Raw genomic sequence first — 13077 nt, forward strand, 5'->3', positions numbered from 1 at the left:
AGTCTACTGTTGTAGAACAACGGTTCTGGAGGAGTCGGCATGAGGCCACGAGTGACCATGGCCGCGGTGCTGCGTGAGTTCAACGCGCCACTGGAGGTCGAGGAGGTCCCGCTGCCAGCGGACCTCCCGCCTGGCTCCGCGCTGGTGAAGGTGACCCGCACGACCCTGTGCGGCACCGACGCGCACCTGTGGCAGGGCGTGCTGCCCTTCGTCGGGCTGCCGCTGGTCCTCGGGCACGAGATGGTGGGCGAGGTGGTCGCGCTCGGTCCGCACGCCGAACACGACGCGCTCGGCCGACCGGTCGAGGTGGGTACCAGGCTGGTGTGGTCGGAATCGGTGTGCGGACACTGCCACGGCTGCACCGTGCTGCGCGAGCCGGTCCTGTGCTCCGACCGGGGTTACGGGTTCCGGCAGCGGGCGGACAAGTGGCCGTTCGTCATCGGTGGCCTCAGCCAGTACACCTACCTGCCGCCCGGCGCGCACCGACTGGTCGTACCGGAGGGCATGCCCGACACCTGGGCGGCGTCGGCGGGCTGCGCGGTCAAGACCGTGCTGCGCGCCTTCACCAACGCGGGCGGGGTACGGCCTGAGTCCACTGTGGTCATTCAGGGGGCCGGGCCGCTCGGTCTGGTCGGCACCGCGCTCGCCCGCGCCGCCGGTGCGGGTCGGGTGATCACCATCGGCGGGCCGGACACCCGGCTGGCGATCGCGCGTTCCTACGGCGCGGACGTCACCATCTCCGTCGAGGAGGTGTCCGACCCCGACGAGCGGGTGGCCAGGGTCGAGGAGCTGACCGAGGCCCGCGGCGCGGAGCTGGTGTTCGACTTCGCCGGGTCCCCGTCGGCCAACCGCGAGGGCGTGCTCATGTGCGGCCTGCGCGGCAAGCACGTGGTGGTCGGCCTGACCGGGCCCCAGGCCATGCCGGTGCCGATGGACGTGGTGATGAGCCGCGAGATCCAGGTCATCGGCTCGCTCAACGGCGACGTGTCCGACCTGGACCGCTCGCTGCGCTTCCTCGGCGCCTTCAAGGACCGCTTCGACTGGGACGCCATGTTCGGCGCGCCAGTCGGCCTGGCCGGTGCGGACCAGGCCATCAAGGACATGGCGGCGATGACGGCGGTCAAGGCCGTCGTCGACCCCGCTCTCGATCTAGAGGAGATCTCCGGATGACCACTCAGCCCGTCGACCCCAGCCCCCTGGCCGCGGTCGCCTCCGGCTTCATGGCGGCCAAGCAGTTCTTCGCCGCCAGCGAGCTCGGCCTCTTCGCCGCGCTCGCCGACGGCCCGGCCACCTCGGCCGCGGTCGCCGAGACCGCCGGTGTGCCGGAGCGCTCGGCCCGCATCCTGCTCGACGCCATGGTCGGCCTCGAGCTGCTCACCTTCGCCGACGGCCAGTACACCAACACCGCGGCCACCGCCGCCTACCTCGCGGGCGGCGAGGGCCTCGACCTGCGGCCGTGGCTGGCGTTCTGGGACGCGCTGAGCTACCCGCATTGGCTGGGCTACACCGACTCGATGCGCACCGCGCAGCCGCAGCCGTTCGACATGGGTGGCGAGCGCATGGAGACCTTCATGGGCGGTGTGCAGACCTACAACTCGCTGCACGCCCAGCAGTTGGCCGAGGTCTACGACTTCACCGCGCACGAGAACCTGCTCGACCTGGCCGGTCTGTCGACCGCGTTCCTCGACGAGGCGCACAAGCGCAACCCCAAGCTGCGCGGCGCGTTCGTCAGCACCGACATGATGCTGCAGATGGCCAAGGGCGGCGCCCCGGCCGGGTTCGAGGACTTCGTCGAGTTCCACGAGGCCGACCCGCTGACCACCGAGGTCCCGGGCCACTACGACTCGGTGCTGCTCGAGCACGTGCTGCACCGGTTCACCCCCGAGGAGAACAAGACCATCCTCACCCGGGCCCGCGCCGCGGTCGACGCCGGTGCCGCGCTGCTGGTGCTGGACTTCCTGCTCGACGCCACCGACGGCCGCCGCCTCGACCCGGTCCTCGCGGGCGAGTACCTGGTCATCGACGGCACCGTGGTCTACCCCGAGGACGAGGTCAAGGGCTGGCTCGAGGCCACCGGCTGGCGCTGGGTGGAGACCCGCCCGGTGCCCGGTTCGCCCCGGGTGATCATCGCGGAAGCGGTGTGAGCGCGCGCTTCGCGGGCAAGGTCGCCTTCGTGACCGGTGGGGCGGGTGGCATCGGCGGCGCCGTTGCCACCGCCCTGGCGGCGGAGGGCGCCAAGGTCGCGGTCGCCGACCTCGACCTCGACGCCGCCAAGGCGGTCGCCGAGGGCATCGGCGGCCTGCCGCTGGGCCTCGACGTCGGTGACGCCGACAGCGTCGTCGCCGCGGTCAAGGCCGCGACCGACGAGCTCGGCCCGATCGACGTCCTGGTGCACACCGCCGGGATCGTCGGTGGCGGCGGACCGCTCACCGACCTGCCCATCGAGGTGTTCGACGCGGTCAACCGGGTCAACTTCCGCGGCACGTTCCTCATCACCCAGGCGGTGGCCAACGCGATGATCGCCGCGGGCACCGGGGGCGCGATGGTGCACATCAGCTCCGCGGGCGCGTTCTCCCCGACCCCGGGTCTCGGGCACTACGAGGCCACCAAGGCGGGCATGAACGCGCTGATCCGCTCGGCCGCGGTCGAACTCGCCGAGCACGGCATCCGGGTCAACGCCGTGGCCCCCGGCCCGGTCGACACCCCGATGACCAACTTCTCCGCCGCGCCGCCGGAGGCGCTGGCGTTCTGGACCGAGCGGATCCCGCTCGGCCGCATCGCCACCCCCGCCGACCTGGTGCCCCAGGTGCTGCTGTTCGCCTCCGAGGACACCCGGCACATCACCGGCACCGTCCTCGCCGTCGACGGCGGCCAACTGCTGAAGGGATGACCCGCGGTGACTCGTCGCCTGGTCGACCACACAGACGCCCCGATCGTCGCCTACACCGACCGGATCTCCGCCCGGCCCGGTGAGCGGATCAGCGTCCGCGCCAGCTCCACCGAGCCGGCAGCGCGGGTGCGGCTGCTGCTGGTGGACCACGACGGCACGGTCCCGGTCCGGGTCCCGGTCACCGCCGGGCTCCCGGACCGGGTCACCGTGGCGCACGAGCACCTCGACCAGGGCTCCTACGGCCTGGTGCCCGAGCCGCCGACCTTCGCCGACGCCGTGACCTTCGCGGTGTGGGTGTGGCCGACCCTGCTCGGGGCGGGCCGGGTCGGCGTGCTCACCCAGGACGGCGTCGCCGACCTGGGCATCGACGCGACGGGTCGCCCCGAGTTCACCGCGCACACCGACGACGGCCCGGTCACCGTGACCGCGTCGGCGCCGGTGAGCGTGCGCCGCTGGTACCTGCTCACCGGGTCCTACTCCGAGCGCGGTGCCCGCCTGCAGGTCCGCCCGGCGGCCCCGCTGGCCAGGGAGAAGTCGGCCACCGTGGTCGTCGCCCCGCCCCGCGGCGCGCTCAGCGCCGCCGCCACCCCGCTGGTGTTCGCCGCCCGCGTCGTCGACGGGGTCGTCACCGACAACTACGACGGCAAGATCAGCGCGCCCTGCCTGTTCGACCGCGCCCTCGACGCCGCCCAGGTCGCCGAACTGGCCGCCGACACCACCGGCGCCTGGCACCGCGGTGCCGCGGCGCAGTGGGACCTCGCCCAGGACATCGGCGGCGACCGGCTGCTCGACCTCGTCGACGGCAGGCACGGCACCCTCCACAACGGACCCCAGCGCGGGGTCACCGCGCACGACTGGACCGGCGAGGTCCTGGACTGGCGCTTCGCCGACACCGGCTACGGCGCCGTGCACTTCCACAGCAGCGACCTGGAGGACGCGGGCTGGCCCGAGGTCCTGGCCGTCGACCTGCCGGAGGACCTGCCCGGCGGCTGCTACGCCGTCGAGCTCACCACCTCCGCCGGGGTCGACCGCGTCCCGTTCTTCGTGCGACCGCGCGCGGATGCCCCCCGTGCGCCCATCGCCTTCCTCGTGCCGACGCTGAGCTACCTCGCCTACGCGCTCGAACACGTCCACATGCCGTTCCTGCCCGAGGACCCCGCCGAGATCGCCGCCCCGTTCGCCAGGCGCAACCGGCTGCACAGCCTCTACGACCGCCACAGCGACGGCAGCGGCGCCGCGACCGCGTCCCTGCTGCGCCCGCTGCTCGGCGTCCGCGACGACCACGTGTTCCGGCACGCCAGCGGCCCGCACCAGTACAGCGAGGACCTGCACCTGGTCGGCTGGCTGGGTCGCCAGGGCTTCCACTTCGACGTCGTCACCGACCACGACCTCGACGCCGAGGGGGCCGAGGCGCTGGCCGGGTACGGCACCGTCGTCACCGGCAGCCACCCCGAGTACTGGACCGGCGCCATGCTCGACGCCGTCACCGGGCACCTGCACGGCGGTGGCGCGCTGGCCTACCTCGGCGGCAACGGCGCCTACTGGGTCACCGCCGTCCACCCCGAGAAGCGCCACGTCGCCGAGCTGCGCCGCGGCTACTCCGGCGTGCGCATGTGGGAGAGCGAGCCCGGCGAGCTGCACCTGGCCGCCACCGGTGAGCCGGGCGGGTTGTGGGCCGAGCGCGGTCGGTCCCCGCACCGGCTGTTCGGCATCGGCACCTCGGCGGCGGGTCTGACCCAGGGCGGCGCCTACGAGATCGTCGCCAAGCCCGGTGACCAGGCTGTGGACGCGCTGCTGCGCGGCATCGACCGCGACACCCCGTTGGGGCAGTTCGGCGCACTGCTCGGTGGTGCCGCGTCGTTCGAGACCGACGGCTACGACGAACTGCTCGGCAGCCCACCCGACACCAAGCTCCTCGGCCGGGCGCTGCTCGGCGACGCGTACATGTCCGCCGACACCGGCCCCACCACCCCGCACCCGCTGTCGGACCCGGTGGACCGCCGCCGCTCCGACCTGACCCTGCTCGACACCCCCGGTGGCGGCCAGGTGTTCTCCGTCGGGTCCATCGGCTGGTGCGCCGCCCTGTCGCACCGCGGCGACGCCAACGACGTCTCCCGGCTCACCGCCGCGGTACTGCGTTCCTTCGGCACGGATCGATAGGAAGGAGCTCCCGATGCCGTTGCACCCCGAAGCCAAGGCGATCATCGAGGCCACCACGGCCGCGGGCGGGCTCATCCCGGAGCACCTGCCCGCCGCGCAGGTGCGGGCGACCTTCGCCGAGAACTGGCGGATGCCCGACGACCTGGAGCCGGTCGGCCGGGTCTACGAGCGCGCCATCCCAGGACCAGGCGGCGAGCTGCGGGTCCGCGTCTACGAGCCCACCGGCGAGGGGCCGTTCCCCGGTCTGCTGTGGTTCCACGGCGGCGGCTGGGTGATCGGCTCCTTCGCCGAGAACGAGGCCACCTGCCGGACCCTGTGCCGCGAGGCCGAGGCCGTCGTGGTGTCGGTGGAGTACCGGCTGGCGCCCGAGCACAGGTTCCCCGCCGCGGCCGAGGACGCCGACGCCGCGCTGAGCTGGGTCACCGAGCGCGGCGCCGAACTCGACATCGACACCACCCGCGTCGCGGTGGCGGGGGAGAGCTCCGGGGCCAACCTCGCCGCGGTGGCCTGCCTGATGGCCAAGGACCGCGGCGACCGGTTACCGCTGCTGCAGGTGCTGGCCGCTCCGGTGATCGCGCCACCCGCCGACCGGCCGTCCTACGTGGACTACGCGACCGACCACTTCCTCACCCGCTCGTCGATGGAGTGGTTCTGGGCGCAGTACCCGCGCGACGCCGCCGACCTGGACAACCCCTACCTGAACCCGCTGGCCGCGACCGACCTGTCCGGCCTGCCGCCCGCGCTGGTGATGACCGCCGAGTACGACCCGCTGCGCGACGAGGGCGAGGAGTACGCCCACCGGCTGATGGACGCGGGCGTGCCGACCGAACTGGTGCGCTACCACGGCCAGATCCACGGCTTCTTCGCACTGCTGGCCGACCAGCTCAGCATCTCCCCGATGGCCCACCAGCGCGCCATCGACGCGCTGCGCAAGGTCTTCACCCAGGGCTTGACCCTGCAACCCGGTCCCGAGAGGCAATCATGACCACCGTCCCCCGCCGCCGGATCGGCGGCACCGGTCCCGAGGTGTCCGTGCTGTCCATGGGCTCCTGGCACATCTACGACCGGATGCCCTTCCAGGAGGCCGTGGCGATGCTCCGCCGCGCCGCCGACGCGGGCATCACCCTGTTCGACGCCGCCTACTACGGCGGGTTCACCATCGACGGCAACACCATCCCCGAGTCCTACACAGACATCATCTTCGGCCGGGCGATCGAGGTCGCGGGCATCGCGCGCGAAGACTGGAAGCTCTCGGCGAAGCTGTGGCTGCAGGGCTTCCCGGAGGTGTCCTTCGAGTCGCAGTTGGACTTCCTGCTGCCCCGGATCGGCATCGAGCACGCCGACTTCGCCATCCTCGGCGACCTGTTCGGCACCGAACCGGACATGAAGGCGCTCACCGGCGCGCTCGGCGAGCTCATCGCCAAGGGCAAGCTCGGCGGCTGGGGCGTCAACAACTGGTCGGTCGACCACATCCGCGCCGCGCACGAGGCCGCCACCGCGCTCGGGGTGCCCGGCCCGCAGATGGCGCAGCTCAAGTACAGCGTGGTCCGCCGGTCCATCCCCGACGGCGCCCCGTTCCGCGCGCTGGCCGAGGAGATCGGCATCACCATCCAGGCCTCCGACGTGTTCGAGGGCGGCATCCTCGCCGGGAAGCTGACCCCCGATCGCATGATCGGCCGTGACCCGGGTGGCATCCGCGACCAGGTCGCCGCCGCGGCCGTCCGGCTGGAAGAAATCGCTCAGCGTTACGGCGCGACCGCGGCCCAGGCGGGTATCGCGTTCTGCCTCGCCGACCCGCTCACCACCACCGTGCTGTTCGGCACCTCCCGGCTCGCCCAGCTCGAAGCCAACCTCGGCGCCGTCGAGCTGGCCGAGCGGCACGGCGCGGAGATCCGCGAGGCGGTGGCCGACCTGTGGCTGGACAAGGATGTGGTCGACCCCTTCGGTCACTGAAGGTAATCACGCGATAGTACTACCGGGAACACCGGGTTGACCCCAGGCGCACGGAGCGCGATCGGCGGGGGTCACCCGGTCTCCTGGGTATTGCCCCGTTCGGCTCAATGCCCGTAAATTTCTGTAACTGGCATTGGCGCGAGGAGGCGGCCCGATGGACCCGACGATGGTGACGTCGGCGCTGCGGATCGGGGCCGCCCTCGGCAGCGCGGCCGACGTCGAGTGGGACGAGGTGTTCGACGCGATCACCGGCGCCGTCCCCGACGTGTGCGCCGCCCAGGTCGTGGGCTGGGACCCGGTCGTGAGCCGCTTCGTCGTCCTCGCCGAGCGCGGCTACTCCCGGTCGATCTCCCACGACCTCGCCCACGAGCTCCCGCGCACCCGCTGGGGCGGCCAGCTGTTCGACTCCGACGTCCCGCTGCTCATGGACGACGCCCCGCACAACTTCCGCGACTCGCCGCACTACCAGGAGAACCTGCGCCCGGCCGGGCTCGAGGACGGGCTCTCGGCCGCGCTGCGGCTCGACCGGCATCGCGTGGTCGGGATGCTGCACATCAACGCCTCGGTGCAACAGGCGTTCGGCGAGCGCACCCGCGCCTTTGTCGGCGAGCTCGAGCGGACCGTGGCGCGCCGGGTCGACCCGCTGCGGTCGCCGCGCTTCGAGGCCTGGTTCGGCCCGGAGTGGACCGCCAGCCGCCTCGTCCCCGGCGGCACCCCGCTCCCGCTGGCCGACCGCGCCGCCTCGCCGCTGGCCGACGACCCCAAGATCCAGGCCATCGGCGCCGCCTTCGCCGACCTGGGCGTCGGCACCGTCGCGTTCCTCTGGCCCGGCCCCGACGGCTGGTACCGGGTCCGCCTCCTGCGTATCCCCGACGGCGTCCGCACCGGCGTGATCCTGGCCTCGGCCCCCTACGCCAACAACATCGGCCTCACCGCCCGCGAGGTCGACGTCGCCACCGGCATCGTGGCGGGCCTGAGCAACCAGGCCATCGCCGAAAGCCTCGTGGTCAGCCGCCGAACCGTGGAAACGTACGTGGAACGCCTCCTGGGCAAACTCGACTGCCAATCCCGAGGCGAAGCCGCAGGCGTAGCGGCCCGCGCGGGCATAATCCGCCCCACCGCCACCCCCGGCGGCGTAGGCGACCTCCACCGCCTAACCCGCGGCGCCGACCCCCACTGGCCCTAGCAGCTCTCGTGGTTCCGCCGCGTCGCCAGCCCGACCTGCCTCGCGGTATCCACAACCCCCTCAACCATCCACAGATTTTCGCGACCCCCCGCCCGCACTCCCACTCCCGATAGACTGGCCCCGGGGACGCCCCCCAGTGGAGTGGTGGGGGTTGTGGGTCGCGGGGAGGGTCTCCGTTTTGGCTGCGAGGTCACCCGGCTGGGCTGCCGCGAGCGGTTGCGGTGGCGAGCTTCGGGTGCCGCGGTAGAGCCCATCGCCCGCGTGATGCGCCGCGCTGCCGTCGTGGTGGCGCGCAAGCCATGCTTGGCCACCAAGCCCCGAGATGCGCCTCTGGTTGCCCGCAGGAGTTCTGCCGACCCCCACTGGCCCTAGCCGCTCTCGTGTTTCCGCCGCGTTGCCAGCCCGACCCGCCGTTTCGCGGTGTCCACAACCCCCTCCGCCATCCACAGTTTTTCGCCACCCCCCGCCCGCACCCGCACTCCCGATAGACTGGCCCCGGGGACGCCCCCCAGTGGAGTGGTGGGGGTTGTGGCTCGCGGGGAGGGTCTCCGTTTTGGTTTGTGAGCTCACAGGCTGGGCTGCCGCGAGCGGTTGCGGTGGCGAGCTTCCGGTCACCCGCAGGAGAGTCCACCGCCGGCGTGGTGCGCCCGCGCAACGCTCAATCGGCTGACGGCCAGCCAGTGCTAACGGCGTTGTTCGGCCACCGCAGGCGGGGCCACTGCCCCCAGAGCCGCTCGTGTGGTGCCTGGTGACTACCGGCGCGGTTCGTACCGGGTCGCGACCATGCCCGAAGTGAACTCGCGGCGGCCCACCGGCGTCAGGTCGAGGGGCCGGGACAGGCCCGCGAACAGCGTCGGTCCGTAGCCCGCCACCCTGGGGTGCACCAGGAACTCGTACTCGTCGATCAGCCCGAGCTCCGCCAACGCCATCGGCAGCATCACGCCGCCCACGTACACCTCGTCGTGGTCCCCCTTGAGCCGCTCAACAGCTTCGCCCAGGTCGCCGCGTACGAGTTCGGCGTTCCAGTCGACCTGCTCCAACGTGGACGACACGACGTACTTCTTGGCGGCGCTGATGGCTTGGGCGAAGGGCTCCGTCCACTCCGGTTTGGTGCCCGGCTCCGCTGGGGGCCGCCACGCCGATTCCATCATCTGGTAGATCACGCGGCCGAACAGCAGGGCGTCGGCGCGGGCCAGGGTTTCGGCGGCGTACCGGTGCGACTCCTCGTCCGGGTCCACCGCGTTGTGGTCGTAGCAGCCGTCGAGGGTGAGGTTGATCGAGTAGCGCAGGAGACCCATCGGCCCAGCGTACCGACCGCTCACACCGGTGTCGGCGCGCCGGGAGCGAGCCAGCGGAACCGGTCGCGGACCTCCGCCGGGGCGTTCGACAGGGCAGCTTCGACCTCGCCTCGGCCGTCGTGGAAGTGGGACCAGCCCTCGTAGTGGACGGGGATCGCCACCCGGGGCTTGAGCGCCGCGCACAGGGCCACCGCTTCGGCGCCGGTCATGGTGTAGCGCAGCGGGCCGGTCAGCGGGAACCGCACGCCGCCCAGGTGCAGGACGGCGACGTCCACCGACAGCCGGTCGACGACCTGGTCGGTGCCAGCGAACGGGACGGTGTCGCCGGAGATCCACAGCGTGCCGGTGCTGGTGCCCACGGCGAAACCGGTGACCTCGCCGACGACCGGGCGCGACAACGCCGGACCGTGCCTGGCTGGGGTGGCGGTGATCCGCAGCGGCGGCTTGCCCGGTGCTTCGAGGACCGTCTCCGCCCACGGCGCCAACCCGGTGCCGGTACCCAGCCTGCGCGCGCCCGCGACCGTCGTGACCAGCCGGGGCACCGACGGCAGCATCGCGCGCCCCGCGATGTCCAGGTTGTCGCCGTGGTGGTCGTGGGTGAGCAGGACGGCGTCGAGCGGGCCGAGGTCGGCGGGGGAGCGGGCGGGCCCGGCGAGCTTCACCGACGAGATGCCCCAGCCGAACCCGTAGCGGGCTCCCGGCGGGTCGAACGTCGGGTCGGTCAGCAGCCGCCAGCCGTCCACTTCGATCAGGGTCGTCGGGCCGCCGATGTGGGTCACCGTGGTCACGCTGTCACCGCCAGGTCGTGGGAGACCCCATGATCACACCCGGCCCGCACCCCCGGGCAGCCCCCGAACGGCCGCGCTCGCTAACCTCGCCCGAGGTGATCGTCACCAACTGGGGGTGGCGGCCGCGGGTCCGGCGTGCTGGTCGGCCCGTGTGGGTCCATAGTGGACTTCAGGTGAGTCGACCAGGGGAGACGTGCGATGCGGGTGCGCTGGGTTGTCCTGTTGGCGGTGCTGGGGCTGTTCACCGCCCCCGCGACGGCCTCGGCCGCGGCCGGGACGCTGCCGCTGCCCTACTCCGGTGACGCCAACCAGGTGATCACCGTGGTCGCCGCGAGCCCAACCGCGACCACCGCGACCCTGGTCGCCTGGAAGCGCACCGCGACCGGCTGGACCGCCCAGATCGGCCCGCTCAAGGCGTACGTGGGCTCCGGCGGGGTCGGGCAGGCCAGCGAGGGCAGCACGAAGACCCCGGCCGGGGTGTGGGCGCTCACCGAGTCCTTCGGCCACAAGCCCCCCGTCGGCAGCCGCCTGCCCTACCGCCAGGTCGACACCTCCGACTGGTGGGTGTCGGACGTGAACGCGGCCCAGTACAACACCCCGTACCGCTGCGCCCCAGGCAGTTGCCCGTTCAACGAGGCGGCGGGGGAGAACCTGGGCAAGGTCGGCCGCGCCTACGACCGGGCCGTGGTCATGGACTACAACCGCTCCCCGGTCGTCAAGGGCGCGGGCTCCGCGTTCTTCCTGCACGTGAGCACCAACCAGCCCACAGCGGGCTGCGTCAGCCTCTCCGCGCCCCTCATGGAGACGGTGTTCAACTGGCTGGACCCCGCCGCCCACCCCGTAATCAACATCGGCGTCGCCTGACTCAGCCCCGCACCCGCTCCGGCCACAACGCCACCACCGCGGCCGCCACGGCGATCGCGATGTGGACGATCGACAGGGTGACCTCCCGCGAGAACAACGGCGGCTGGATCAACAGCAGCGTCGCGGCCACCGCACCCACCCGCGCGGTCCGCACGGCGAGACGTCCGTTGAGCAGGGGCTGTGCCGCGAGGGCGACGGTCGCGGCGACCGCGTACACCGGCCAGTCGTTGGTCTCCTGGGTGAAGCTGACGCAGGCGTTGGTGATCAGCAGCAGCTGGAAGGCGGCGGTTCGGAACACGGGTTCGCGGTCGCGGGCGCGGACGATCAGATCGGACGTCGCCACCGCGATCAGAATCGCCGCCCCCGGCAGAAGGTCATCCCAGGAATCGCTCCGGTAGAGCATGAGGAGCGTGAGCACACCGCCTACACCGGCTGCGAGCACCCAGTACCAGGCGGGCCCGTGCATCCCGCTGTAGACCAGCAGCGCGACCAGAGCACCGAACAGGCCGTAGGTGAGGACCCGGCCGGGCAGAGTCGGGTCCACGACGGCGAACCTGGTGGTGAACGCGATGATCACCGCCGCAAAGGCGAAACCGGTGCCGAGAAGCAGTTCCTGCGCGCGCTCCTCGCGAACGGCGATCAAGCCCACCAACGTCCCGGCCAGCAGCCAGATCGCCACAGGGCCGACAACGATGAAGGAGAAGGAAAGCGGCGAGGTCACCTGGGTGAGCACAGGAGCGAGTTGGTCTATGTCGCCGGGAATCATCGCCAGCACAACGGCGGCGGCGGCGGCGAGCACGGCACCGATGACCCGCCACACGATTCGGTCGACTGGTTCGCGGGTGGCCTCTGGCCCTTTGAGGACCCATTCCTCCTGTGCGGTGTCATCGTTGGCAGGTTCGGGTGGAGGCTCATGATCCAGGGGTGGAGCCGTGCTCCCAGCCGCAGGAGCTTCGGGCTGGACAGCGGCCAACGCCTGGGTCGCGGCGGCGGCCACGGTGCGGCTGTCGTCCTCGACGAGGGAGTCCAAGGCCAGGTGGGCGGCCAGGGCCAAGCCCTCGTGGCCGCCGGTCAGCAGCCGGGCCAGGTCGTCGACCGCGGCGGCTCGAACCGACCGGTTCGGGTGCAGCACCGCTTCCCGCAGTTCCAGCGGCAACTCCGACGGCACCGACACCGGGCGGCCGCGGCGGGCGATGTACAGGTCGCCCTGCAGGTCGAAGACCCACTTGCCCGGGGTCTGGTTCGGGGTGGCGGCGCGGACCTTGTCGTAGACGTACTCGTAGAGCTCGTCCAGGCCGACCCGGCCGTCTTGGTCGCGGTCGGCGTCGCCGGTGCGCAAGCCCTCGACCAGCGCGCTGGTGAACACCGATGGCGCGCCCGCCGCCGTGTCGGTGAGTTCCTGGCCCTCGAAGGCGTACTCCATCGCGCTCGACGCCGTGATCACCGCGCGGCCGCGGCCCTGGAACTGCTCCTCCAACGCCATCGACGTCCCAGCGCGGGCCACCATGCCCCGGCCGAAGGCGCCCGCGTAGCAGCAGTCCAACAGCAGCACGACCCGGCGCGCCCGGGTGCGGCCCATCAACCGCCGCACGAAGTTGGCCGCGACGGCGGTCGCGCCGAGCCGGTTGAGCTTGGTGCCGGTGGTGGCGAAGTACAGGTCGCCGCTCTCGTCCTTGACGCCGTGGCCGGAGAAGTAGAGCAGCAACAGGTCATCGGGGGCGCGGTCGGCGAAGAAGTCCTCGATGGCCTCGTTGGTGTCCGCCGCGCTCTCGTTGTGCAGCGTCCGGACCGAGAACCCACCGATGTCCGGATCCCCCAACACCCCGGCCAACTGATCGGCGTCCTGCCTGGGCGCCCGCAGCTCCCGCAGCCCGCTGTCCTGGTAGGCGTCATTGGCGACGATCAGCGCGTACCGACCCATGGCCGGTGACCGTACCG

11 protein-coding genes are annotated in these 13077 nt (G+C 72.2%); 8 read left to right on the plus strand and 3 right to left on the minus strand.

Annotated features, from left to right (window positions below; translation table 11 throughout):
• Window positions 1–39: 39 nt before the first annotated feature.
• The 7 genes from JOD54_RS18060 (at window position 40) to JOD54_RS18090 (ending at window position 8189) form a co-directional block, all read left to right on the plus strand.
• A complete protein-coding gene (locus JOD54_RS18060; RefSeq protein ID WP_239573420.1) occupies window positions 40–1170 on the plus strand; it encodes a zinc-binding dehydrogenase in 1131 nt (376 codons plus the stop codon).
• Window positions 1167–2144 (plus strand): methyltransferase, encoded by a 978-nt coding sequence (locus tag JOD54_RS18065; RefSeq protein ID WP_204451650.1) that lies wholly within the window; start codon window positions 1167–1169, stop codon window positions 2142–2144. Before JOD54_RS18060 ends, JOD54_RS18065 begins: the two co-directional genes overlap by 4 nt.
• Entirely contained in the window at window positions 2141–2890 is a 750-nt protein-coding gene (locus JOD54_RS18070) for an SDR family NAD(P)-dependent oxidoreductase (RefSeq protein ID WP_204451651.1), read from the plus strand. The genes JOD54_RS18065 and JOD54_RS18070 overlap by 4 nt, the downstream gene beginning before the upstream one ends.
• Window positions 2891–2896: 6 nt before the next feature.
• The gene (locus JOD54_RS18075; protein ID WP_204451652.1) at window positions 2897–5050 is read left to right on the plus strand and encodes a N,N-dimethylformamidase beta subunit family domain-containing protein; all 2154 of its coding nucleotides are present in this window, start codon (window positions 2897–2899) and stop codon (window positions 5048–5050) included.
• A gap of 13 nt (window positions 5051–5063) precedes the next feature.
• Window positions 5064–6035: a LipP1 family hormone-sensitive lipase gene (gene lipP1, locus JOD54_RS18080; protein WP_204451653.1), complete on the plus strand. Its 972-nt coding sequence runs from the start codon at window positions 5064–5066 to the stop codon at window positions 6033–6035.
• Window positions 6032–7003: an aldo/keto reductase gene (locus JOD54_RS18085; RefSeq protein ID WP_204451654.1), complete on the plus strand. Its 972-nt coding sequence runs from the start codon at window positions 6032–6034 to the stop codon at window positions 7001–7003. Before lipP1 ends, JOD54_RS18085 begins: the two co-directional genes overlap by 4 nt.
• A 154-nt stretch (window positions 7004–7157) precedes the next feature.
• Window positions 7158–8189, plus strand: coding sequence for a helix-turn-helix transcriptional regulator (locus JOD54_RS18090; protein ID WP_204451655.1), 1032 nt, complete (start codon window positions 7158–7160; stop codon window positions 8187–8189).
• Window positions 8190–8941: 752 nt separating this feature from the next.
• Here the strand turns inward: JOD54_RS18090 and JOD54_RS18095 are convergent.
• Both JOD54_RS18095 and JOD54_RS18100 read right to left on the minus strand, forming a co-directional pair.
• A complete protein-coding gene (locus JOD54_RS18095; RefSeq protein WP_204451656.1) occupies window positions 8942–9487 on the minus strand; it encodes a dihydrofolate reductase family protein in 546 nt (181 codons plus the stop codon).
• Window positions 9488–9507: 20 nt separating this feature from the next.
• Window positions 9508–10275, minus strand: coding sequence for an MBL fold metallo-hydrolase (locus tag JOD54_RS18100; protein ID WP_204451657.1), 768 nt, complete (start codon window positions 10273–10275; stop codon window positions 9508–9510).
• A 198-nt stretch (window positions 10276–10473) separates the two neighbouring features.
• On the opposite strand from JOD54_RS18100, the gene JOD54_RS18105 reads away from it, so the two are divergent.
• Window positions 10474–11139 carry a L,D-transpeptidase family protein gene (locus tag JOD54_RS18105; RefSeq protein WP_204451658.1) on the plus strand — a complete coding sequence of 222 codons (666 nt, stop codon included), beginning with the start codon at window positions 10474–10476 and terminating at the stop codon, window positions 11137–11139.
• A 1-nt stretch (window position 11140) separates the two neighbouring features.
• Here JOD54_RS18105 and JOD54_RS18110 read toward each other — a convergent pair whose 3' ends face one another.
• Window positions 11141–13060 (minus strand): caspase family protein, encoded by a 1920-nt coding sequence (locus JOD54_RS18110; RefSeq protein WP_204451659.1) that lies wholly within the window; start codon window positions 13058–13060, stop codon window positions 11141–11143.
• Window positions 13061–13077: the final 17 nt, after the last annotated feature.

This window comes from Actinokineospora baliensis, assembly GCF_016907695.1.
Classification (GTDB): domain Bacteria; phylum Actinomycetota; class Actinomycetes; order Mycobacteriales; family Pseudonocardiaceae; genus Actinokineospora; species Actinokineospora baliensis.